Here is a 22236-nt window from a genome sequence, read left to right as displayed (position 1 = left end):
ATCCACGCGCCGCCTGGCGCGCGCATTGGCGGGCGCCACGGGCCGCGTTTCCGCCACCCTGGCGCCGCCGCAATCGCCATACACGCCGCTGGTGCTGACATACACCAGGCGGGCATGCTCGGGTAAAATGGCGGCCAGATTGCGCGTGCGCCGGTCCAGCAAGCCGGACGACATGGGCGGCGCCAGGTGCACGATGCTCGGTGCCAGGCCGGCCAGCCGCTTCAGGCTGGCGCGGTCGTCCAGGTTGGCCACGATAGGCACGGCACCGGCCGCCCGCAGCTCTGCGCAGCGCGTTGGCTGGCTGGTGACGGCAAAGACGCGAAAGCGCCCTCGCAGCAAGGGCAGCAAACGCATGCCGACGTCGCCGCAACCGAGAATCAGCAGGCGCGGCAGGCCCATGGGCTGGCGCAAAGAGTGCATTAACATATTTTTCATATCAAGGATTGTATGACTTTTCAAATTACTGTTCAGCCCAGCGGCCACCAATTCAGCTGCGAAGCGGACGAAACTGTCCTGTCAGCGGCGATCCGCGCCGGCGTGGGCCTGCCTTACAGCTGCAAAAGCGGCGCCTGCAGCTCCTGCAAGGGCAAGATCGTGTCCGGCAGCGTACAGCATAAGCCATATCAGTCGCGCTCCCTGACAGAAGACGAAGCGGCAGCCGGCTACTCGCTGCTGTGCTGCGCCATACCCCAGGGTGACTTGGTGGTGCAGGCGCGCGAAGTGGCGGGCGGCAGCGACTATCCGATCAAGAAGATGCCATCGCGCCTGACCACTATCGAGAAAGTCGCTCCCGATGTTGTCGTGCTGACCTTGCAGCTGCCAGCCAGCGAGCGCCTGCAGTACCGTGCCGGACAGTATATAGAAATCATGTTGCGCGACAACAAACGCCGCAGCTACAGCATGGCCAGCGCGCCCGTCGAAGGCGGCCCCGTGAGCCTGCATATCCGCCATATGCCAGGCGGCCTGTTTACCGACCAGGTATTTGGCACCATGAAGGAGCGCGACATCCTGCGCTTCGAAGGTCCGATGGGCACCTTCTTCCTGCGCGAAGACAGCGACAAGCCCGTCGTGCTGCTGGCCTCGGGCACGGGTTTTGCCCCCTTGAAAGCCATTGTCGAGCACATGATCAATGAAAAATCCGCGCGTCCGATCAGTCTGTACTGGGGCGGGCGCCGTCCGCATGACCTGTACATGGACGCGCTGTGCCGCCAGTGGGCCGCCGACTTGCCGCAGTTCACATATGTCCCCGTCGTTTCGGAAGCCCTGCCGGAAGACGCCTGGAGCGGCCGCACGGGCTTCGTGCACCAGGCCGTGATGGCGGACTTGCCCGACATGTCCGCATATCAGGTCTACGCCTGTGGCGCACCGATCGTCGTCGAATCGGCCAACCGCGATTTCGTGCAGCTGTGCCAGCTGCCGGCCGAGGAATTCTACGCCGACGCCTTCACCACCGAAGCCGACCTGGCCAAGTAAGCAGCACCTCCCGGACGGCGGGGCTGCCGGGGCGGCGCCCGCCGCCGCGTTTGCCCCTGCCACTCCGCTGTTTCCTGGAAATATCATGTCTCTCGCTTCCGCCGGCAACGGCTTCAGTATCCTGCGCCAACGCAACTTCGCCTGTTACCTCTCCGCCCGCGTGCTGGGCACGGTGGCCGTGCAGATGCAAAGCGTGGCCATCGGCGTGCAGGTGTATCAGCTGACGGGCAGCCTGTTCGACCTGGGCCTGATCGGCCTGGCCCAGTTTGCGCCCTTCCTCGTGCTGATCCTGCCGGCCGGCCACGTGGCCGACCGCTACAACCGCCGCAACATCATCGCCTGCTGCCTGGCGGCGCAGCTCGCTTGCGCGCTGGCCCTGCTGGCCTTCACCTTGAACGGCCTGTCCATCGTCTGGCCCGTGTTTGCCGTGCTGGTGCTGTTCGGCAGCGCGCGCGCCCTGATGATGCCGGCCACGCAGGCCGTGCTGGTCAACATGGTGCCGACGCAACAATTCAGCCGCGCGGTGGCACTCAGTTCGTCCAGCTCGCACGTGGCCATCATCGTGGGGCCGACCTTGGGCGGCTTGCTGTATTACTTCGGCCCCAAGATGGTGTACCTGGTCTCGTCGGCGCTGCTGGTGCTGTCGGTGCTGCTGATGTGCGCCACCACGCCGGCGCCGCAAGTGGTCAGGCGAGAACCCGTCAGCTGGCACAGCCTGCTCGAAGGCTTGCGTTTCGTCTGGTCCAGGCCCATCGTGCTGGGCGCCATCTCGCTGGACCTGTTCGCCGTGCTGTTCGGCGGCGCCACGGCCCTGCTGCCGGCGCTGGCGCACGACGTGCTGCATGTCGGCCCCAGCGGACTGGGCCTGTTGCGCACGGCGCCGGGCGCCGGGGCGGCCCTGTGCTCGATCCTGCTGGCCATCTTCCCCATCACGCGCAAGGTTGGCGTCTGGATGTTCGGCGGCGTGGCCGTGTTCGGCCTTGGCACCCTGGTGCTGGGCAGCACCAGCTATTTCCCGCTGGCCCTGGCGGCGCTGTTCCTGATGGGTGCCGGCGACATGGTCAGCGTGTATATCCGCCATTTGCTGGTGCAATTCGAGACGCCGGACGACATCCGCGGCCGGGTCAGCGCCGTCAACGCCGTCTTCATCGGCGCCTCGAACGAGCTGGGCGAATTTGAATCGGGCATCACGGCGGGCTGGTTCGGCCTGGTGCGCGCCGTGCTCTTCGGCGGCGCCGCCACCCTGGCCGTGACTGGCGCGTGGGCCGTGCTGTTCCCCGTGCTGTCGCGCATGGACCGTTTTCCCCACGACGAGAAGGAAGCAGCGGCCAGGACAGCCGCCGCGGCAGGCTCTTAGACGCTAAGATGCGCAATCGATACTGACGACTTGGCGCCATGAAAATTCCCCTTCCGTTTCACAGCTTCATCCGCAGCCGCCCCCACCTGAGCCTGGCCACGGCCATCGGCGTGGCGGCCGGCCTGCTGCTGCCCTCCGAATGGCTGCTGATGACGCGGCTGCTGACGGCCTGGAACGTGGCCGTCTGGTTTTACCTGGCGACGATGGCCTGGATGATGATGCGCGCCAACCATCACACGGTCAAAGCCATGGCCACGCGGCAAGATGAACGGGCGGCGATGGTCTTGCTGGCCCTGTCCGTGGCGTCGGTAATGAGCTTGCTGGCCATCGTCTCGCAACTGTCGTCCATGAAGGGCATGGCCGACGATGAGCGGGCCCTGCACTACGCGCTGACGATCTTCACCCTGGTCGGCTCCTGGTTTCTCGTCGGCACCCTGTTCTGCTTTCATTACGCCCACCTGTATTACCTGGCCGACCCGGCTAGGCGCCCCCTGAAATTTCCCGACGACGAACAAAATCCCGACTACTGGGATTTCCTGTACTTCGCCTTCACCATCGCCGTGGCCGTGCAAACGTCGGACGTTTCCGTGCAGACGCGGCTGATGCGGCAAATCGTGCTGGGGCAATCCGTGCTGAGCTTTTTCTTCAACCTGGTCGTGCTGGGGCTGTCGATCAATATCGCGGCGGGCCTGATCAATGGCTGAAAAGTTTCAATGAGGAAACTTGACCTGGGTGTAGGGTTAAGCTCATCTTAATCGTGCGCACCCTCTTGAAATACTGGAAAGAGGAGTAAGATAAGTCACATGCACGAGGCAATGTGCATAAGGCAGCAACCAGGCGGCAGCACGCCTGAGATGGGTTTTTTTTGAATTGACAGGAGTAAGCATATGCAAATCAATATTCATACCGACAGCACCATCGCCAACACCGCTGGACTGAACGAACATGTGCAATCCGTACTTGAAAGCGCACTGAGCCGCTTCCGCGACAACCTGACCCGCATCGAAGTCCACCTCAGCGATACGAATGGCCCGAAAGGCGGCGCAGACGATATCCGCTGCGTCATGGAAGCCCGTGTCGCCGGCTACCAGCCGATTGCCGTCACCGAGCAGAACGCTACCGTGCACCAAGCCGTTGCCGGCGCCACCGACAAGCTGAAACGCGCCATCGATAGCGCCCTGGGCCGCCTGCAAGACAGCAAGCGCCACGCCACCGGCAAGAATGCCGTGATCGATGCAGCCGAAGCGGAAGAAACCGCCGAGTAATTCCCATCTGCACTATTTGCCAGAGACGAGGCAGCCGTTCAAGGCTGCCTTTGCACATCTGGCCTGCCTCTGCGCCTGTCCTGCGCGCCGATATCCGTAACAACACCACCAGCATTGACAATGCTTGACGCGACAATGAAATAATTGTCGTATTTTTCACAGAAAGTTACTAGAAGCAAGGTTTTGCCGTTACGGCAGAGTCAGCTTTAGGCTATCATGAAGAGACCGGCGCGCTGCACGCGCGGCACGGGCTTTATGAAAGTATGACTGTGGAACAGATCGGCAACTTTGGCGCTTCAGGCTGCAACATCGGCGATTTACAGCTATTTCGCGATGGCGCGGATAGCCGGACGGCCGCCATGCTGGCGCCCTGCCCCGTCATGCGCCTGGAAGCGGGCGAAGCCCTCACCGACACGCGCGGCGCCAGCCTGTACATCGTCCTGCGCGGCGCCCTGGCCGTGGCCGCCGACACCCACACGGGCATGGACGACGGCACCGTCAGCAAGGTCTTGCCCGGCGAAAGCGTGGGCGAACAATCGGTGCTCGACGAGGCCAGCAACCTGGCCGCTATTTCCGCACTGGAAGAAACTGATTTGCTGGTCGTCGATGCGGCCATCGTCTGGGAACTGATTGACCAGTCGAACGGCCTGGCGCGCAACCTGCTGCGCTTGCTGTCCTTCCGCATCCGCGCCGCCAACGCCCTGTTGCGCCGGCGCCAGAAACTGGGCGAATTCTACCGCCAGCTATCGATGGTCGACAGCCTGACGGGCTTGTACAACCGCGCCTGGCTGACAGACTTGCTGCCAAACATGATCGTCACGGCGCATGGCAGCGGCGCGCCCCTGTCGCTGCTGATGATCGACCTCGACCATTTCAAGCGCTTCAACGATACGCACGGCCACCAGGCGGGCGACCAGGCCCTGCGCATCGCCGCGCAAGTGCTGGGCGCGGCCCTGCGGCCGACGGATTTTGCCGTGCGTTACGGTGGCGAGGAAATGATGGTGATCTTGCCCGATACCAACGAACACGTGGCCCTGATGGTCGCAGAACGGCTGTGCGAGCGCATGCAGCAAGCCGTCATCTTCGCCGACATGCGCAGCGCGCTGCCCCACATCACGGGCTCGTTCGGCGTGGCCAGCCTGGCGCCCGGGCAGGACGACCATGGCTTGATCGCGGCGGCCGATGCGGCGCTGTATCGCGCCAAGGCAGGCGGGCGCAACCGGGTCAGCACCTGATACCAAGCCCATGGCGTCGTTGCGCTGCCTGATCGTCAGCAGCGCGCTTCGCCCTGCATATTTCTCCGGCGCAAGATGCAATGATGATCAGGCCGCCTTGCTGTCGGCCGGCTTGGCAGGAGCGCCTGGTGTGGCAGCCTCATCCTTCTTGCTGCTGTGCGCGGCAACGAAATCCGCATAGCCCTTCTGCACCAGCGCGTAGGTCTTGTCGATATTGCTGGCGATGTCGCCGCCCAGCACTTTCAAGCCGTCCAGGATGTCGCGCGCTTCCTTGAAGCCTTTTTCCATGCCGCCACTGATGGTGTCCATGAACTTGCTCAGCGCGGCATCGTCGTCCAGGTCCGGATTCTGTTTCTTGAAGGCGTCAAAAAATCCCGTCGACAGCGACACGATGCGGTTCGCCGTCGCTTCGGCGCTGTTGTCCTGCGACGCGGCGTTCTCGATCGCATCGTCACCGTACTGGCCTTTCAGCGCCTCGTTGATATTCGTGATGGCGGTCTTGTACAGCAGCGCCAGCGGCTCGTTTTCCGAACCGATCGACACATTCAGCGACGCCTGCATGATGGAGGCGTTCAATTGCAGCCTGGTACGGTCGTTCACGCTCATTTCAGTGTTGCTGGCGTCCTTTTGCTGGACTTTCTCTTCCTTGCCGGCAGCATTATTACTGACGGAACTCAGGGAAGCGGCGGAATTGCCGCCTGCGGCGATGGGAATTGACATGATAGGCCTCCTTGAACGGGCAATGTATGCCACCATGCGAATACCGCAACGGTGACGCTCCTCTCGTGTAGTATCGGCAGGTTTTCAGAAAACTGAAGCGGCGGCTTTGCAGCAGCCGGCCCAACCAAGATCACAATTAAGCAAGCAACGACCATCAATGACTACCCAGACTTTCCTTTGGCACGACTACGAAACCTTTGGCGCCCAGCCGCGCCGCGACCGCCCGGCCCAGTTCGCCGCCATCCGCACGGATGCGGACCTCAACGAGATCGGCGAGCCGATCATGCTGTATTGCCAGCCTGCCAATGATTTCCTGCCTGATCCGCAATCGTGCCTGATCACCGGCATCACCCCGCAGCAGTGTCTGCAGCTGGGCGTGCCCGAGCACCAGTTCGCCGCCACCATCGAAGCGGCCTTTTCGGAACCGGGCACCATCGGCGTGGGCTACAACACCATCCGTTTCGATGATGAAGTCACGCGTTTCCTGTTCTGGCGCAACCTGATCGACCCATATGCGCGCGAATGGAAGAACCATTGCGGCCGCTGGGATATCCTCGACGTGGTGCGCATGACCCACGCGCTGCGCCCGGAAGGCATTCAATGGCCGAAGCGCGACGACGGCCAGACCAGCTTCAGGCTGGAACACCTGAGCAAGGCCAACGGCCTGGTGCACGAAGCGGCGCACGATGCGCTGTCCGACGTGCGCGCCACCATCGCCCTGGCGCGCCTGATCAAGGAAAAGCAGCCGAAGCTGTTCGAGTTTTGCCTGGCCCTGCACAAGAAGGACAGGGTCGCCAGCGAAATGGGCATGCACCTGGCCGCCGGCGAGCGCCAGCCATTCCTGCACGTCTCCGGCATGTTCCCCGCCGAACGGGGCTGCCTGGGCGTCGTCTGGCCGTTGGCCACGCACCCGAGCAACAAGAACGAGATCCTCGTCTGGGATTGCGCCTACGACCCGCGCGAACTGTTCCAGCTCGATGCCGACACCATCCGCACGCGCCTGTTTACCCGCAAGGAAGCCATGCCCGAAGGCATGACGCGCCTGCCCGTGAAAAGCGTGCACCTGAACAAGTCGCCCATGCTGGTCGGCAACCTGAAAACCCTGTCGCCGGCCATGGCCGCGCAATGGAGCATCGACGTGGACGCGGCGAAGGTCAACGCCCAGCTGGCCGCCACGGCGCCGAACATGGACGCCATCTGGGCCGACGTGTTCCAGCGCCCTGGCGCGAATGTCGCGCTGGACGTCGATGAGGATTTGTACAATGGCTTCGTCAGCAACGACGACCGCCGCCTGCTCGAATCCCTGCGCCGCGAAACGCCGGCCAAGCTGGCCACTGCCCGCCCCTCGTTTGCCGACGAACGCCTGCAGGAGCTGCTGTTCCGCTACCGCGCCCGCAATTTCCCGCACACCCTGAGCGAAGCGGAAAGCCTGCGCTGGGAACAGCACCGCGCCGCCCGCCTGTTCGACGGCGACGGCGGCGCCCGCACCATCGAAATGCTGTTTACGGAAATCGACACATTGTCGGAATCGGTGGATGAGCGGGGGGAGGAGATTCTGGGAGAGTTGTACGACTACGCCGAGATGGTGGCGCCCATGCGCGATTAGTCGCACCTGACCAAACCTGCTGCGCGTCGGTATAGGCGGCCTGCTGAATGTAATTTTTCAGCCCGCGCGGTGCACTTTGATCGCATCGCGCGCTCAATTTGCAGCCGTAGGTCGGATTAGCGGGGCAAAGCCCCGCGTAATCCGACAACATTGTTGACGTTACCGGTGTTGTCGGGTTACGGCCGCTGGCCTAACCCGACCTACATTTTTTATGGGTGATGTTTATACAGAACGATGCTGATTGATGGCATCGCGCGTTTCAATCGCCACGCGGCGCGCCGCGTCGGCCCAGTCTTCGCCGTCCTGCGGCGTGGCGTAGATGATGGCGCGCGAAGAGCTGATCATCATGCCCATGCCGTTCGCCGTCTGGCCCGCGCCGACGGTGGCGGCAATGTCGCCGCCCTGGGCGCCGATGCCGGGCACCAGCAGCGGCATGTCGCCGACGATGGCGCGCACTTGCGCCAGTTCCTCAGGAAACGTGGCGCCGACGACGAGCGCGCACTGGCCATTCTTGTTCCATTTCTCGGCCACCAGGCGCGCCACGCGCTGGTACAACGGTTCGCCGTCCGTATTCAGGAATTGCAGGTCCGAGCCGCCCGGGTTCGACGTGCGGCACAGGATGATCACGCCGCGATCCGTCCACGCCAGGTAGGGGTCGAGCGAATCCTCGCCCATGTAGGGGTTCACGGTGACGGCGTCGGCGCCGTAGCGCTCGAACGCTTCGCGCGCGTACTGCGTGGCAGTGGCGCCGATGTCGCCGCGCTTGGCGTCGAGGATCAGCGGGATGTGCGGGTAGTTCTCGCGCACGTAGCGGCAGATGTCTTCCAGCTGCTTTTCCGCGCCCAGCGCGGCAAAATAGGCGATCTGCGGCTTGAAGGCGCAGGCCAGGTCGGCCGTGGCATCGATGATGCGCGTGCAAAAGGTGGTGATTCCATCAGGCAAGTCGCGCAGTTCGGCCGGCAGTTTCGCCAGGTCCGGGTCCAGTCCCACGCACAGCAGGGAATTATTGGCCGTCCATGCGGCGGATAATTTATTGATGAAATTCACGGCACACCTTCTCTATATTCAGTTGCAAACCCCGTATTGTAACGCGGCGCCGGGTTGCCACGGCGTGCCCCGGCAGCCGGCACCGCGCCAGGGGCGGCCGCGTGCGCTTATTAAACCGACATTGCGGGCCGTTTCAGGTATATTTGCCTCACCTCCCTTACTCTGCACGGAACCCATCATGCAAATCACCAATCAATTCACCAAATGGCTGCGCCTGGCGCTGAGCGTTACTGTCCTGGCCGGCATCCTCACTGGCTGCGGCTACAACGACTTCCAGAGCAAGGACGAGGCAACCAAGGCCGCCTGGGGCGAAGTGGTCAACCAGTACCAGCGCCGTGCCGACCTGATCCCCAACCTGGTCAATACCGTCAAGGGCTATGCCACGCATGAACGCGAAACCCTGGAAGCGGTGACCAAGGCGCGCGCCGCCGCCACCAGTTTCCAGATCACGCCCGAAGTGCTGAACGACCCGGCCGCCTTCGAGAAATTCCAGCAAGTGCAGGGGCAGCTGTCGTCGGCCCTGTCGCGCCTGATGGTGGTGTCCGAGAAATACCCTGACCTGAAAGCCGACACCAGTTTCCGCGACCTGCAGTCGCAGCTGGAAGGCACGGAAAACCGCATCACCGTGGCGCGCCAGCGTTACATTGCCGCCGTGCAGGACTACAACGTGCATGCGCGCAGCTTCCCGAACAACCTGACGGCCATGATTTTCGGCTACAAGGTCAAGCCATCGTTCACGGTGGAAAATGAAAAAGCCATCTCGACCGCGCCAACCGTCGACTTTGGCAAATAAGATGAAAGCCTGGTCTTATCTGGCGGCGCTGGCGACGGCGCTGCTGCTGTGGACGATGCCGCCGGCAGGCGCACAGGGCTTGCAGCCCGTGCCGCCGCTGGCGGCGCGCGTGACGGACGATGCCGGCATGCTGGACGCCAAGCAAAAGGCGGCGCTGGAAGGCGTGCTGGCCGACTACGAAGCCAAGACGGGCAGCCAGATCGCCGTGCTGCTGGTCAAGAGCACGGAACCGGAAGCCATCGAGCAGTACAGCATCCGCGTGACGGATGCCTGGAAGCTGGGCCGCAAGGGCGTCGATGACGGCGTGCTGCTGATGGTAGCAAAAGACAACCCGCCTGCCCTGCGCCGCCTGCGCATCGAGGCGGGCCGTGGCGTGCAGGGCGTGCTGACGGATGCGCAATCGAAACGCATCCTGCAAGACGTGATCGCCCCGCATTTCAAGCAGAATGATTTCTATGGCGGCCTGGTCGCTGGCGTGGGGGCGATCGCCACCCTGCTGAACCAGGAGCAATTCCCCGCCCCTGCCCAGCAGCAAGTGCCAGCCAGCGTGCAAGCGGGCGGCATGACCTTCTGGCTGCCGCTGCTGTTCTTCGGCTTTCTCGTCGTGCTGACCCTGTTCCGTTCGCGTGGCGGACCGACGCGGCTGCAGCGCGGCAGCAACTGGTCCAGCGGGGCCACGGGCGTGGTGCTGGGCAGCATTCTCAGCCAGGCGCTGAACAACCGGGGCGGCGGTGGCGGCTTCGGCGGTGGCGGTGGTTTTGGCGGCGGTGGCGGCGGTGGTTTCGGTGGCGGCGGCGGCGGTTTTGACGGCGGCGGCGCCTCGGGAGATTGGTAATGACGAAACAACTGACATTCGGACAACGCTGCGGACGGGCCTTGAAACATTTGCGCGGCACGCCGGCGACGGCGCGCCAGGCCTTTCCGGAACGCACCCTGAAAGCCATCGAGGCAACCATTGCCGACGGTGAAAAGATGCACCAGGCGGAAGTGCGCCTGATCGTCGAAGCGGCACTGACGCCGGGCATGGCGTACCAGGGCGTGAGCAACCGCGAGCGGGCGCGCGAACTGTTTGCCCAGTACGGCGTGTGGGATACGGAAGACAATGTTGGCGTGCTCATCTACATCAACCTGGCCGAACACCAGGTCGATATCGTGGCCGACCGCCACGTGGGCCGGCGCGTGACGCCGGAGCAATGGCAAGCCGTCTGCCGTACCATGACCAAGGGGTTCAAGGAAGGCAATTACCATGACAGCACCCTGGAAGCGCTGGCGCAGCTCAATACCTTGTTGCAAAGCCACTTCCCCGCCGATGGCACGCGCGGCAACCAGTTGCCGAATGAACCTATCCTCCTCTGAAGTCCGCCCAGGGATTAAAATCCGCCATTGCCGCGCAGGCTGGTGGGTGGGCAGCGCGGCCCCTATTACCGCCGAGGAGAACACATGAAACTGATCAACAAAACCGCCATCGTCACGGGCGCCACGCAAGGCATCGGCCTGGCCTGCGCCAGCCGCCTGATCGCCGAAGGCGCGCAGGTGATGCTGGTCGACATCAAGGAAGAAGGCGCGCAGGCGGCCGCCGCGCTGGGCCCGCAGGCGCGCTTCTTTTGCGCCGACGTCAGCCAGAAAGCGGACGTCGATGCCATGCTGAAGGAAACCCTGGCGCAGTTCGGCCACGTCGATATCCTCGTCAACAACGCGGGCGTCACGCACGCGGCCGATTTCCTCGACGTCTGCGAAGATGATTTCGACCGCGTCATGCGCATCAACCTGAAATCGATGTTCCTGTGCGGCCAGGCCGTGGCGCGCGACATGGTCAAGCGCAACAGCGGCTGCATCATCAACATGTCCAGCGTCAATGCGGAGCTGGCCATCCCGAACCAGGTGCCGTACGTGGTGTCGAAAGGCGCCATCAACCAGCTGACCAAGGTCATGGCCCTGAACCTGGCGCCGCACGGCGTGCGCGTGAACGGCATCGGACCGGGCACCATCCTGACGGAACTGGCCAAGCAGGCGGTGCTGTCGAGCCCGCAGGCGCGCCACACGATCCTGTCGCGCACGCCGCTGGGCCGCTGCGGCGAGCCGGAAGAAGTGGCCGGTATCGCCGCCTTCCTGGCCAGCGACGACGCCACCTACATGACGGGCCAGACCATCTATGTCGATGGCGGACGCATGGCGCTGAACTACACGGTGGCCGTGCAGGAATAGAGGCAGAAGAAGGCAGTTATATAAAAAAACGATAATGGATATCTAAAAAGACCATTAGACACATATCGTGCGACGCAGCATAATGCACCTGTCTCCACTATTCTCCTCCAAGAAAATAGTTTTAAGCCCGCTTTCACCAGCGGGCTTTTTTTTTGCTGTCACAGCTGAAACATGGCCATTCTTGCCATGCCGGATGATTTTTCCCTCCTTGTCCGCACCACGAAAAAAATATTGCGGTGTGTCATGAACCCGTCATGTTCGCCCCCTATACTTGCTTCATCTGCTGTACAGGCAACCGATATGCCTGACTACAGACAGGTGTGCCGCCATGGCACACCACTCCCCTTTCATGACTGTGGCGCGCGCCGGCAAGGCGCACGACATGGCCCGCAACGCTCAACTCTTGACCCATTTCATTTGGGTTTTTGGCCCGCGCCCCCGCGGGCCTTTTTTTTGCCTGTGAGCCAGCCTCTTGCGCAATAACACAGGCCGCTGCCACGCCCATGGTATTGTTATCGCCTTTCCCATCCCGCTCACGTACCATGCCCGCCACGCTGCTTGCCCTGTGTTTTGCCGACCGTTACGAACGCCTGCGCTTCCGCACGGCACTGGTGCTGTACCTGCTGGTGATCCTGATTGGCGATATTCCGGGCATCCGCGCCGACGTCGGGCAATATGCGTCGGGCGGCGTGCTGCACTCGTTCGGCTATGGCGTGCTGGCCCTGATGCTGTTCAGCGGCATCAGCGGCGGCGTGGCGCGCCGCGCGCTGCTGTCCGTACTGATGGTGGTCGCCATGGGCGCGCTGGACGAATTCATCCAGAGTTTTCTCTCGTACCGCCATGGCTCCGTGCACGACTGGCTTGTCGATATCGCGGCGGCGATGGTCGTGTCACTGCTGCTGACCTTCCTGTGGCCGAAGATGGTTGCCGCCACCCTCAAGTTCATGCCGTCCTGATCACTGGCCAGCGCCGTCACCGCCGCTCAGCTCAAGGCTCAGCTGTCCTTGTCCTGCGGCGGCATGCGCGGCGATGCGCCGCAACACCGCACGCATCTCGCGGCGGCTGTCCACGCCCGCAGCGCGTGCCGCATCGCGTTTCATCTCCAGCAATTGTTCTGAACGGGAAAGCCTGGCCAGCGCATGCAACGCATGTTTCAGGCCATGCCGGGCACGCGCATCGTGCGCCGCCTCGGGGGCGCCATACACGGCGCTGACCAATTCGTCGATCAGACGGGCGCTTGCGGAAACTGAAGACATTTTTTCTCCTGGGATAAACAGCAAGGAAACAACGGCACAGAAGCGCCGGGGCTCAAAACGTTTTATGCAAGAGTGTCTTTTATACCAAGCTCGACAATTTATACGCTTGATGTAGCTCAATGGGAAATAACAAGCCGCGAACATCCCTCCATTACCAGCCTCTTACTAGCAGTAATCACGGCCACGTCCGGCATGCCTGCGGACCTCCACCTATCGTCACATTCAGAGGAGAACAAGATGAAAGCAAAAGGAACCACGATCCTGGCAGGCTTGCTGTGCATGTTATTGGGTGCTTGCAACTCAACCAACCCGAACGGCACCACCGCCTCGCGCAGTGGCGAAAGCTACAGCAATACGGCAGGCACCGGCCAGAGCGGCAGCGCGACCGGCAACAGCGGCAGCTCGGGCAGCACCGCCGGCACGAATAGAATGGGTAGCACCGGCAGCATGGACCGCACCGGCAGCACCGCCGCCACGACCAGCAGCACCATGAGCAACAGCACAAACAGCGGCGACACGAGCGGCAGCGCCGACGCGCGCACCGCCACGGCCAACAATACCATGAGCATGGATGGCAGCCAGTCGGGCGTATCGATTGCATCGGCCACCGTGCAGTCCATCGATACCGTGCCGCGCGGCATGGACCAGGGCAGTGGCGAAACACAGGCCGGCAGCTCGGGCACGGCGGGCAGCACCTCGGGCAGCATGATGTACCGCGTCACCCTGCGCCTGGACGATGGCACGACGCGCGCCATCATGCAAAATTCCCAGCCCACGTACCAGATCGGCGACCGCGTCAAAGTGGTCAACGGCTTGTTGCAGCGCTATTGAGCGCAAGCGTCAAGGGAGCAGCCGGGCACTGCGCGGCGCAGCTGTCGCGCAATAAAGACCAGACGCATTTCAAGCGCCCCGCATCGAGAGGGTCAGGAGCAGGGATGCGGGCGCGGACGCGGCGGAGGGTAAGGAGAGGCGGCGCGGCATGCCGCGCCTATCCCCCGCTGCCACCTTGTGCGTGTCGTTGTATTACCGGCTCATTGTATTGCCGGCTCATTGTATTGCCGGCTCCTTGTATTGCCGGCTCCTTGTATTGCTGGCTCCTTGTATTGCCGGCTCCGCATCTGGCCGTTCCTCTGCTGCCAGCTCCGCTTCTGCCGTTCCTCTGCTGTCCGTTCTGCTGCTGTCCGTTCCTCTGCTGCCTATTTCTATGCCCCTGCTGCATGCTTTGCGGCCCACCTCCTGGTTCCCCCCTCTGCCGCCTGTGCCGCTGCAAGCTGTGTCTTTGCGGCATGCCTTGCGGCCTGCGCCCTGGTTCCCCCGCTGTGCACCCTCTGTGTCCCCTCAGCTGCCCCCCTCCCCCCCCCCCTCTCCTGCCCGGCCACGTTGCTGTCGGTTGCTGCCGTCCGGTGGGCTGCCTGTGCATGTGCGCCGGCATCTTCCTTTCTTTGACACCAGGCAATCCTGTCAATCCTGTTTCTCGCCCATCGTGCTGCTCGATCCTTTCATCCTGGCGCGTCTTTTCAGCCGCCTTGCGAAGCGGGCCCACGAGGCTGACTAACGAGGCTGACTTACGAAGCCTTACGAAGCTGGCTTGGGCTGCTGACTTGGGCAGCTGACTTGGGCTGCTGGCTTGTGTTGCTGGCTTGTGTTGCTGACTTGGACTGCTGGCCTGGACTGCCGGCTCACGCTACAGACCCACGCTGCTGGCCACGATGTCGCCTGCCGCGCCGTCTGCGCTCCGGCCCGCGTCTGCGCTCACTGCGGCCCTCTTGCCGCGCCAGCGACAGCACAACAAGAGGGCAACGGGAGGGCAGCAAGAGGGCAGCAAGAGGGCAGCAAGAGGGCATGGTCCAGGGCGGCATGGTCGCAGGCTTGATATCCCCTGCGCCACGTTCGCTACTCCACGCTGGCGATCTTGCGCTGCAGCCCCGACAACTGCGTGATGGCTTCCGCCGCTTTTTTGCCGGCAAGGAAGGCGTGGTCGGAATTGTAGTATTCCCATTCGCTGTAGCGGCCTGCCAGCACGATGTCCTGCTCCGCCAGCCACTGCTTGACCAGCGCCACGTTGGCGGCGCGTGCATGGTCGTAGACGACATAGGCGCATGGCATGTCCACCTGGTTGGCAGCCAGCAACTGATCGTCTTCACGCAACAGGCCCACGGCGATGCAGTCGCGCACGCAGCGGTCGATCAGGGCTTGCCCATCGAGCGGCAACGGTTTCCAGGGCGAATATGTGATTTCACAGGTCAGCCCGAAACCGCCCGGCGCATTGCAATGGGGGCTCGCATTTCCCTGCAAAAAGATACGATGGAAAATCGTTTCTTCGGGATAGTAAATCCAGTGCTTGTCGCTGATCCGCTCGCGCGCCACGCCCAGGTTGACGCAGCGTACGGAGACGTGGCGCAAGGCGCGCGCCGCCGCTTGCACTGCCGGCGGCGCCTGGTCACCGATCAGGCGCACCAGTTCCGGCAAGGGCATGGTGCTCAGCAGATGCTGGTAGCGGAAGCGGCGGCCGTCCGCCAGGGCAATGAGATGCTGCCGCGGCAAGACTTGCGCCACCTCGGCATTGAGTTCCAGCTGGCCTTTCAGGTGCGGCAGGAAACCCGACATCAAGGCCTGGAAGCCACCGCGCAAGGGGTAGCCGAAGCGTGCATTCGGTCCCATGGGCTTGGCTACAGGTTCCAGCGCGCCCTCGATGATTTCCTCCAGGTTTGGCAAGGGCACTCTTCCGCCCAGCCACGAGGTTTCCATCTCGCTCAACGGCACGGTCCAGAGTTTCTTGTTGTAGGGAATGGCAAAATGCCGGGCTATGCCCGCACCCCACACCTGGTGGATGAACTGCTCGAAATTTGGCGGCGCGGCGGCAGCTTTTGCTGCGGCCGCAGCTGCCGCGCCTTCGAGCGCATGCTCCAGGCCGGCACCGCCATCAGCGCAGCAGTCTGGCCCGACGCAGGCGGCCACGGGCGGCACGGCATCACTGCCGTTCGCGGCCACGGCCTTGCCATGGCGCGCCTCGATGGCGCCGACGATGCACTCCTTGATGACGGCGGGCGGCAAGCCATACAGCGCCCCCTGGAACGGGTAGCGGGTATACACCTGCTTGCTGTACACCCATGCTTCGCGGTTTTGCCAGTGCAGGTTCGTGCCCAGCAAGATGCGGTACATGTCGAGCACGTAGCTGTCATTGGAAAACATGATGTGGCCCGCGTGGTCGAACGTGAAGCCGTGGTCGCGAATGGAGCGGCACCAGCCGCCCACGCTGGCATTTTTATCGAGCAGCAAGGAATCGGCGCCCAGGTGATAGGCGGCGCTCAGGCCGGTCGGCCCGGCACCGATAATGGCGCAAGCCACGGCCTGCGGCGAACCTGGGGCGCGCAGCGGATTGATGCTGGCGCCGGCAGCCGGCGCGCCGGGAGCCGCGGGCACGGCATGGGCAGGCAGCGGCTGGCGCGTGCCCTGCGCCGGTGGCGTCGCTTCCAGCAGCGCATGCATTTTCTCCACCGTCGCATCCCAGGAAGTGGCCGAGACGACCGCGTGCATGCTGGCGGCCATGGCGGCGCGCTGCTCCGGGCTTGCCGCCAGTGCCGCCTCGCAGGCGGCGACAAATTCCCCGGGGGTATCGGCGATGGCCACGATATCGCCGTACGGCACGGCCACATCGGCGATCGAGGTGCTGACGATGGGCAGCTGCGCCGCCATGTATTCGAGTACCTTGGTCGGGCTGATGAAGCGCGTGGCCTCGTTGCGCGCGAACGGCAGCAGGCACACGTCCCAGCCGGCCAGGAAGTGCGGCAGGGCCTGGTATGGCTGCTGGCCCAGGTAATGGATGTTCTGCCGCTGCGGCAGGCTGGCCGGCTCGATTTTCAGGATGGGGCCGACCAGCACGATTTGCCATTCGGGATGGGCGTCGGCCAGCGCGGCCACCAGCGATGGATCGAAGCGCTCGTCGATCACGCCGTAGTAGCCCAGCCTGGGCCGGCCGATCTCCGCTTGCGCCGGATGGCCGTTGTGGCGGTCGAGCGCCTGCTCGAAGTGCACGGTGTCGACGCTGCTGGCGAAGCAGTGGGCGTTGGCATGGCGCGCACGCTTGGCCTCGAACAGGCTGGGGCCGCCCGCAAACACCAGGTCGGCCCGTGCCAGCAAGGCCGTTTCGCGCTGCAGCAGCTGCCTGGGCGCGTTCATGAATGCGGCCAGTTCGTCCATGCAGTCGTACACCACCAGGCCCGCGTGCAGCGCCGGCAGCAAGGGCAGCGCCATCGGCGTGTAGAACCAGACGATGGGGTCGTCCACCGGCGTGATCTCGCTCAGCAAGGGCTGCAGCGCCGCCAGCTGGTCATCATGAAAGCCGGCTGCCTGCACGGGCGTACGCGGCTGGCATACGGTGACATTCGGCGCCGGCGTGGACAGATCCAGCCGGCCCGGCCCATCGTGCCAGGCGGGCTCCTCGACAAAGACCACATGGTAGAACTGCGCCAGGCGCGACAGCAGTTGCTGGGGACGCTGATAGACGAAATTCCAGCGCAAATGGGAAAAGACGATGATGGTGCGCATACCAGTTCCTTTCCGCCCCGATGGGGCAAGCGTTGAACAAAGGTGCTCCGTCAGCGACTGCGCCTGGCGCAGCGCCATCGCATACGGCGGCGACAGGATGCGCCGCAGCCGCTCCTTGCCCTCGCCTTCCAGGCTGACATCCCACAGGCCGCTGCGGTGCCAGTGGCCGGGATCATCCCAGTCGGGCCGGTCGATGACGGGGTAGATGCAGATACCGCGCAGCGACGCGCCATGCTGCACGGCCAGCGCCGCCTCGGCCGCCATCTCGCGTATCCAGGCGCCGCGCCCGCTGCCCACATGGCTGGTTTCCGCCAGCAGCAAGGGCCGCCGGTAGCGCGCCTGCACTTCGAGCAGCAGCTGGTGCAGCGGCATGCGGCGCGGCTCGCCCAGGTGCCACCACAGGCGCAGGTTGCTGCCGCATTCCCACTGGTTGCTGTGGTAATAGTTCAGGCCGACCAGATCCAGGTAGCGCGGCGCGCCGCCCAGTTCCGGCGCCTGCCTGCCGCGCAGCATGTCCCAGGCCTCGAACTGCGAGGCACGCCAGGCGGCCGCCTGCGCGGTCCAGTCCGTGCGTCCCGCCGGCGCGATGACATGGATCAGCGGGTCGCACTGCAGCAGGCGCGCCTGCGGACTGACGGCGCGGATGGCATCGCTGCCGGCGATGCTGGCGCGCACCAGCTGGCGCTTGCCTTCGTAGCCCGCGTCCGGCCGGTACATGTTCAGGCACTGGAACATGTGCACCGACAGTCCCCAGCTGGTAAACGAAATTTCATTGATGGGTGAATACACGGGCGCGGCCCCCGCGTAGGGCGCCAGAAACTGCGCCGCCGCCCGGCAATAGCGCGCAAAGCGCGGCACGAATTCAGGTGAAAAAAGATCGAGCTCGGCTGGCCAGCCATAGTGGCAAAACGTCCAGTTGACCTGCAGTCCCAGCTCCTGTGCCACGGCGGCGCGCTCCTCGATGCAGGAAAAGTCGAAATGGCCATCGCGTTCGGCCAGGCGCCAGCCGATGCTTTCACGCACGCTGCGGATGCCGAACTGGCGCAGCAGCAGATAGTCTTCGCGCACCCTGTCCAGGTGCCCCGTGGCACGGTTCATGTCCAGCGCCTGGCCGCCATGCGTGACGTGGTCGGCACCTTCGTAGCCGGCCTGCCAGTACGAGAGGAATGGCGCGGCCGCGCCGTCGAAATTCGCCATGCTTGCCTCTTGATCGTGAGTGATTCAGGTGGAGCTGGCCATGCCGGGGCCTGCGCGCCGCTTCCAGCGTGCAAGCACCGTAAGGCGTGGTCCGATGTAACCCAGTTGACTTTGGCTGGCCTCAACTGAGCGCTACGTTACGGGTGGCCGCGCTGAGCAATTCCAGCGCGGCCTTCGGCGTTCGGTCCGCCGTCAGCAAGCCGTTTGTCTCCTGGAAGGTGTCGGCAAACTGGGTATAGCAAAAGCCGCTGAACATCTGCGCCGTATTCACGACCGCCATCAGGCGCCGGTAAATATCGAGGAAGGCGGCCTCGTTGCCGACCCGCGCATAACCCCAGGTGTCCGCCGGTTCGCTCTGCCCACGGTCAAAGGCGATGCCGCCAAACTCCGTCAGGACGATGGGCTGGCCACGGTGCGGAAAGCCGTCGAGCGTGAGGATGCGACCGCCCGGGCGGCGCTGGTCGAACAGGGTCGTGCGGGCCGAGTCGCTGATCGCATAGCGCGCCTGCAGCCGCTCAGGATCGCAGTCGTAGTCGTGGATGCCAAGGATGTCGGTGGCCGACGCCTCCCAGCCGTCGTTGCCGATCACGGGCCGCGTCGGGTCGAGCGTGCGCGTCAGGTGGTACAGCGCCTCGACGGCATTGCGGTGCGCCTGGATGGCCGTCAGGTTGGGCACGCCCCACGATTCATTGAACGGCACCCAGACGAGGATGCAGGGATGGCTGTAGTCGCGTTCGATCACGTCCGTCCATTCACGCACCATGCGCGTGATGGCCTTGCTGGAAAACCGGTAAGTGGATGGCATTTCTTCCCATACCAGCAGGCCCAGGCGGTCGGCCCAGTACAGGTAGCGCGGGTCTTCGATCTTCTGGTGCTTGCGCACGCCGTTGAACCCCAGGGCCTTGGCCAGTTCCACATCGCGCCGCAAGGCGTCGTCGGAAGGCGCCGCCAGCAGGGTATCGGGCCAGTAGCCCTGGTCGAGCACCAGGCGCAGCGGATATGGCCGGCCATTGAGCATGAAACGGTCGCGGTTGATCGCCACCGAGCGCAGCGCCGTGTACGACTTGACCGTATCGAGCAGCTCGCCGTTGTGCCACAAGGTCACTTCGGCATCGAGCAGGATGGGCCGCTCTGGGCTCCACAGCAGTTCATTGCGCGAATCGTCGATGCCGGGATCGGACAGCGCGATCTTGCGGCTCGCTTCGTTCTCGATCAGCTTGTACTGGTCGTCCGCCAGCAGGTTGTTGCCATGCCAGATGCGCACGGCCACGGTGAGGTCCTCCTGCAGGTCGCCCATGGCAAAGACTTCGCAGCCGATCTCGTAGCCCTCGAACACGGGCGTCCAGCGCAGCTTGCCGATGTAGGTGGCCGCCACGCGCTCGATCCACACGCTTTGCCAGATGCCCGTAGTGCGCGGATACCAGATGGAATGCGGGTGCAGCTGCCAGTCCTGCTTGCCGCGCGGCTTGGCCAGGTCGTGCGGATCGTCCTCGACGCGCACCGTCAGCACCTGCGGCCCGTCCGGCAGCAGCGCGTGGCCGATGCTGGCGACAAAGGGCGTGTGGCCGCCTTCGTGGCTGGCCACCACGTGTCCGTTGAGCCACACCTTGGCGTGGTAGTCGACGGCGCCGAAATGCAGCAGCACGCATGGCCCGCCCGGTTGCAGCTGGAATTCGCGCTGGTACCAGCAGACCCGGTGAAAGCCGCGGTCGCCCACGCCGCTGGCCTGCGATTCGGGCGGATACGGCACGGTGATGTCGTGCGTCCAGCCGATGCCGCCATCGGGCACGCGGTAGCGCCGCTCGTTGTCGAAGGTAAAGCGCCACGTGCCATTCAGCGATTGCCAGTTTTCGCGCACCATCTGCGGCCGCGGATAAGCGAATTCGCCGGGTGCGGCCAGGCTGTTTTCCGCCTGGTTCGCACCGCTGGCGGGAGCGACGGAGGGAGAGAGAATGTCATTGAGCATGGCTGTTGGAGACTGGCCATGCCTTGACGGTTCCGCAGAAAAACGCGCTTATGCCAAGCCATGATCAGCATCAAGACAACGTCACGCTAACGGAACCACCATGCGCGCCTTGTGTCCACTGGCATTGAAACGGGGGACCACGTCCTGTCCTGCCTTGGCGGCGCAGTGCTTGCGGCACAAGGCCACGCAGGCGCCGCCAAAACCGGCACCCGTCAGGCGCGCGCCATACACGGCGCTGTGGGCCGACAGCAGCGCCACCAGCGCATCGAGGGCGGGAATCGATACCTCGTAATCGTCGCGCAGGCTGGCGTGCGACTGTGCCATCAGCTGGCCGAACAGCGCCGGCCCATGCTGCGCGCATGCCTGCAGCACGCGCAGGTTTTCGCTGACCACATGGCGCGCGCGGCGGCGGTACGGTTCCGGCAAGCCTTCCACCACGGAAGGTTCGACCACGTCGCGCAGCGAGGCCACGCCCAGCAGGCGCGCCGCCTGTTCGCACTCGGCGCGCCGCTCGTTGTACTTGCTGCCGGCCAGGGTGCGCGCCACGCCGCTGTCGATCACCAGCACTTCGCTGTCATTCGGCAAGTCGAGCAATGCATGCTGCAAGGTGCGCGCATCGAGCAGCAGCATGTGCTGCTCGTCGGCCAGGCTGGCGGCCATCTGGTCCATCACGCCGCAGTTGACCTGCGCATAGCGGATTTCCGCCTGCTGTCCCATCAGCGCCAGCGCCACGTCGTCCAGCGGCAGATGCAGCAGCAGGCGCAGCGCGCGCAGGGTGGCGATTTCCAGCGCCGCGCTGCTCGACAGGCCCGCCCCCAGGGGCAGGTCCGAGCACACGTAAGCGCGCACGGCCGGCACGTCCGCACCCTGCTCCTCGACCAGGCGGATGCAGCCTTCCAGGTAGCGGCCGAAGCCCGGTGGCGCGGCCTGGTCCGCCTTGAAGCGCACCTGCTCGTCGAGGCTGGCGGAATAAAACGCGTGATGCCCGTCGTCGGCCAGCGCCAGCATCACCTGCGTGCGCTGCGGCGTGGCGCAGGGCAGCATGTAGCCATCGTTGTAGTCCGTATGCTCGCCCAGCAGGTTGACGCGCCCGGGCGCCGATGCCATCACCACGGGGCCGGTGCCGAAATACGCTTCGGGGGTCATCATTGCAGCTCCAGGGTGAGCGGGCGCAGCCGCCCCTGCACGGACGTGGCCGGCCAGTCCGGGTCGCAAGTAAGGTTGTGCAGGTGGCCGCCACTGAGCAGGAAAGTATCTTCCACCATGCTGCCAGGCAGGCTGGGGTGGAAGGCCAGCGCCATGCCCTCTTTCAGGGCGATTTCCGTGTGGGCGCCGGCCGCCACTTCGGGTGACTGGTAGCCGGCGATGCCGCCCTGGCGGTGGTCGCGCACCGTGTCGGGCTGGCCCGCATACGCATAGGCGCTGTCGAGCGCGTGATACACCATGCTCAGCGCATGGCCCACCTCGCAGGCGTCGAGCGCCACCGCTTCCAGCGCCAGGATGGCGGCGTCGGCATCGCTGACACCGGCCCGCGCCGTGGCGAAGCGGCGTTGACGGCTGAGGCTGGC

At 64.2% G+C, this 22236-nt stretch carries 19 protein-coding genes and 1 pseudogene; 12 read left to right on the top strand and 8 right to left on the bottom strand.

What is annotated here, in order from left to right:
• Positions 1–435: NAD-binding protein (locus tag JaAD80_RS15880; RefSeq protein WP_180979441.1), on the bottom strand; the 435-nt coding region annotated here is incomplete at its 3' end.
• 12 nt (positions 436–447) lie between these two features.
• On the opposite strand from JaAD80_RS15880, the gene JaAD80_RS15875 reads away from it, so the two are divergent.
• The 5 genes from JaAD80_RS15875 (at position 448) to JaAD80_RS15855 (ending at position 5330) form a co-directional block, all read left to right on the top strand.
• Positions 448–1473: a CDP-6-deoxy-delta-3,4-glucoseen reductase gene (locus tag JaAD80_RS15875; RefSeq protein ID WP_102295385.1), complete on the top strand. Its 1026-nt coding sequence runs from the start codon at positions 448–450 to the stop codon at positions 1471–1473.
• An 85-nt stretch (positions 1474–1558) separates the two neighbouring features.
• Positions 1559–2830, top strand: coding sequence for an MFS transporter (locus tag JaAD80_RS15870; RefSeq protein ID WP_102295383.1), 1272 nt, complete (start codon positions 1559–1561; stop codon positions 2828–2830).
• A 38-nt stretch (positions 2831–2868) separates the two neighbouring features.
• Complete coding sequence (locus JaAD80_RS15865; RefSeq protein ID WP_102295382.1) at positions 2869–3534, top strand: DUF1345 domain-containing protein; 666 nt, start codon at positions 2869–2871, stop codon at positions 3532–3534.
• Between the two features lie 183 nt (positions 3535–3717).
• Positions 3718–4095 (top strand): HPF/RaiA family ribosome-associated protein, encoded by a 378-nt coding sequence (locus JaAD80_RS15860; RefSeq protein ID WP_102295380.1) that lies wholly within the window; start codon positions 3718–3720, stop codon positions 4093–4095.
• Between the two features lie 269 nt (positions 4096–4364).
• Positions 4365–5330 carry a GGDEF domain-containing protein gene (locus tag JaAD80_RS15855; RefSeq protein ID WP_102295391.1) on the top strand — a complete coding sequence of 322 codons (966 nt, stop codon included), beginning with the start codon at positions 4365–4367 and terminating at the stop codon, positions 5328–5330.
• An 87-nt stretch (positions 5331–5417) separates the two neighbouring features.
• Here JaAD80_RS15855 and JaAD80_RS15850 read toward each other — a convergent pair whose 3' ends face one another.
• A complete protein-coding gene (locus JaAD80_RS15850) occupies positions 5418–6050 on the bottom strand; it encodes a DUF5610 domain-containing protein (RefSeq protein ID WP_180979440.1) in 633 nt (210 codons plus the stop codon).
• Positions 6051–6207: 157 nt separating this feature from the next.
• On the opposite strand from JaAD80_RS15850, the gene sbcB reads away from it, so the two are divergent.
• Positions 6208–7656 (top strand): exodeoxyribonuclease I, encoded by a 1449-nt coding sequence (sbcB, locus tag JaAD80_RS15845; RefSeq protein WP_102295379.1) that lies wholly within the window; start codon positions 6208–6210, stop codon positions 7654–7656.
• Positions 7657–7878: 222 nt separating this feature from the next.
• Here the strand turns inward: sbcB and pyrF are convergent, their stop codons facing one another.
• Complete coding sequence (pyrF, locus tag JaAD80_RS15840; protein WP_102295377.1) at positions 7879–8703, bottom strand: orotidine-5'-phosphate decarboxylase; 825 nt, start codon at positions 8701–8703, stop codon at positions 7879–7881.
• A 178-nt stretch (positions 8704–8881) separates the two neighbouring features.
• On the opposite strand from pyrF, the gene JaAD80_RS15835 reads away from it, so the two are divergent.
• From JaAD80_RS15835 to JaAD80_RS15815, 5 genes are all read left to right on the top strand, one after another.
• Positions 8882–9496, top strand: a complete 615-nt coding sequence (locus JaAD80_RS15835) for a LemA family protein (RefSeq protein WP_102295375.1) — start codon at positions 8882–8884, stop codon at positions 9494–9496.
• A gap of 1 nt (position 9497) precedes the next feature.
• Positions 9498–10331 (top strand): YgcG family protein, encoded by an 834-nt coding sequence (locus tag JaAD80_RS15830; RefSeq protein ID WP_102295374.1) that lies wholly within the window; start codon positions 9498–9500, stop codon positions 10329–10331.
• Positions 10331–10852 (top strand): TPM domain-containing protein, encoded by a 522-nt coding sequence (locus tag JaAD80_RS15825; protein WP_102295372.1) that lies wholly within the window; start codon positions 10331–10333, stop codon positions 10850–10852. The genes JaAD80_RS15830 and JaAD80_RS15825 overlap by 1 nt, the downstream gene beginning before the upstream one ends.
• A gap of 84 nt (positions 10853–10936) precedes the next feature.
• Complete coding sequence (locus JaAD80_RS15820) at positions 10937–11701, top strand: SDR family NAD(P)-dependent oxidoreductase (RefSeq protein ID WP_102295370.1); 765 nt, start codon at positions 10937–10939, stop codon at positions 11699–11701.
• A 542-nt stretch (positions 11702–12243) separates the two neighbouring features.
• Positions 12244–12657, top strand: a complete 414-nt coding sequence (locus JaAD80_RS15815) for a VanZ family protein (protein WP_258003017.1) — start codon at positions 12244–12246, stop codon at positions 12655–12657.
• Here the strand turns inward: JaAD80_RS15815 and JaAD80_RS15810 are convergent, their stop codons facing one another.
• A complete protein-coding gene (locus tag JaAD80_RS15810) occupies positions 12658–12957 on the bottom strand; it encodes a hypothetical protein (RefSeq protein ID WP_146012408.1) in 300 nt (99 codons plus the stop codon).
• A gap of 237 nt (positions 12958–13194) precedes the next feature.
• Between JaAD80_RS15810 and JaAD80_RS30370 the strand changes: the two genes are divergently transcribed.
• Positions 13195–13788 (top strand): hypothetical protein, encoded by a 594-nt coding sequence (locus JaAD80_RS30370; protein ID WP_146012407.1) that lies wholly within the window; start codon positions 13195–13197, stop codon positions 13786–13788.
• Between the two features lie 1062 nt (positions 13789–14850).
• Here the strand turns inward: JaAD80_RS30370 and JaAD80_RS15795 are convergent.
• The 4 genes and pseudogenes from JaAD80_RS15795 to JaAD80_RS30740 form a co-directional block, all read right to left on the bottom strand.
• A complete protein-coding gene (locus JaAD80_RS15795; protein WP_102295364.1) occupies positions 14851–18702 on the bottom strand; it encodes an NAD(P)-binding protein in 3852 nt (1283 codons plus the stop codon).
• A gap of 121 nt (positions 18703–18823) precedes the next feature.
• Positions 18824–20563 (bottom strand): glycoside hydrolase family 2 TIM barrel-domain containing protein, encoded by a 1740-nt coding sequence (locus tag JaAD80_RS15790; protein ID WP_219726832.1) that lies wholly within the window; start codon positions 20561–20563, stop codon positions 18824–18826.
• A gap of 186 nt (positions 20564–20749) precedes the next feature.
• Entirely contained in the window at positions 20750–21817 is a 1068-nt protein-coding gene (galK, locus tag JaAD80_RS15785) for a galactokinase (protein ID WP_102295360.1), read from the bottom strand.
• A pseudogene (locus JaAD80_RS30740) lies at positions 21814–22236 on the bottom strand (peptidase M24); the annotation flags it as partial. The gene galK and the pseudogene JaAD80_RS30740, both read right to left, overlap by 4 nt.

This window comes from Janthinobacterium sp. AD80, assembly GCF_002878455.1.
Classification (GTDB): domain Bacteria; phylum Pseudomonadota; class Gammaproteobacteria; order Burkholderiales; family Burkholderiaceae_D; genus Janthinobacterium.
The sequence above is the reverse complement of the archived record's forward strand: the minus strand, read 5'-3'. Positions and strand labels throughout refer to the sequence as shown.

Excerpts from the sequence above, each read along its gene's own strand:
- JaAD80_RS15875 (WP_102295385.1), top strand. The coding sequence starts at position 448 with ATGACTTTTCAAATTACTGTTCAGCCCAGCGGCCACCAATTCAGCTGC.
- JaAD80_RS15870 (WP_102295383.1), top strand. The coding sequence starts at position 1,559 with ATGTCTCTCGCTTCCGCCGGCAACGGCTTCAGTATCCTGCGCCAACGC.
- JaAD80_RS15865 (WP_102295382.1), top strand. The coding sequence starts at position 2,869 with ATGAAAATTCCCCTTCCGTTTCACAGCTTCATCCGCAGCCGCCCCCAC.
- JaAD80_RS15860 (WP_102295380.1), top strand. The coding sequence starts at position 3,718 with ATGCAAATCAATATTCATACCGACAGCACCATCGCCAACACCGCTGGA.
- JaAD80_RS15850 (WP_180979440.1), bottom strand. The coding sequence starts at position 6,050 with ATGTCAATTCCCATCGCCGCAGGCGGCAATTCCGCCGCTTCCCTGAGT.
- sbcB (WP_102295379.1), top strand. The coding sequence starts at position 6,208 with ATGACTACCCAGACTTTCCTTTGGCACGACTACGAAACCTTTGGCGCC.
- JaAD80_RS15835 (WP_102295375.1), top strand. The coding sequence starts at position 8,882 with ATGCAAATCACCAATCAATTCACCAAATGGCTGCGCCTGGCGCTGAGC.
- JaAD80_RS15830 (WP_102295374.1), top strand. The coding sequence starts at position 9,498 with ATGAAAGCCTGGTCTTATCTGGCGGCGCTGGCGACGGCGCTGCTGCTG.
- JaAD80_RS15825 (WP_102295372.1), top strand. The coding sequence starts at position 10,331 with ATGACGAAACAACTGACATTCGGACAACGCTGCGGACGGGCCTTGAAA.
- JaAD80_RS15820 (WP_102295370.1), top strand. The coding sequence starts at position 10,937 with ATGAAACTGATCAACAAAACCGCCATCGTCACGGGCGCCACGCAAGGC.
- JaAD80_RS15815 (WP_258003017.1), top strand. The coding sequence starts at position 12,244 with ATGCCCGCCACGCTGCTTGCCCTGTGTTTTGCCGACCGTTACGAACGC.
- JaAD80_RS15810 (WP_146012408.1), bottom strand. The coding sequence starts at position 12,957 with ATGTCTTCAGTTTCCGCAAGCGCCCGTCTGATCGACGAATTGGTCAGC.
- JaAD80_RS30370 (WP_146012407.1), top strand. The coding sequence starts at position 13,195 with ATGAAAGCAAAAGGAACCACGATCCTGGCAGGCTTGCTGTGCATGTTA.
- JaAD80_RS15795 (WP_102295364.1), bottom strand. The coding sequence starts at position 18,702 with ATGGCGAATTTCGACGGCGCGGCCGCGCCATTCCTCTCGTACTGGCAG.
- JaAD80_RS15790 (WP_219726832.1), bottom strand. The coding sequence starts at position 20,563 with ATGGTGCGCGAAAACTGGCAATCGCTGAATGGCACGTGGCGCTTTACC.
- galK (WP_102295360.1), bottom strand. The coding sequence starts at position 21,817 with ATGATGACCCCCGAAGCGTATTTCGGCACCGGCCCCGTGGTGATGGCA.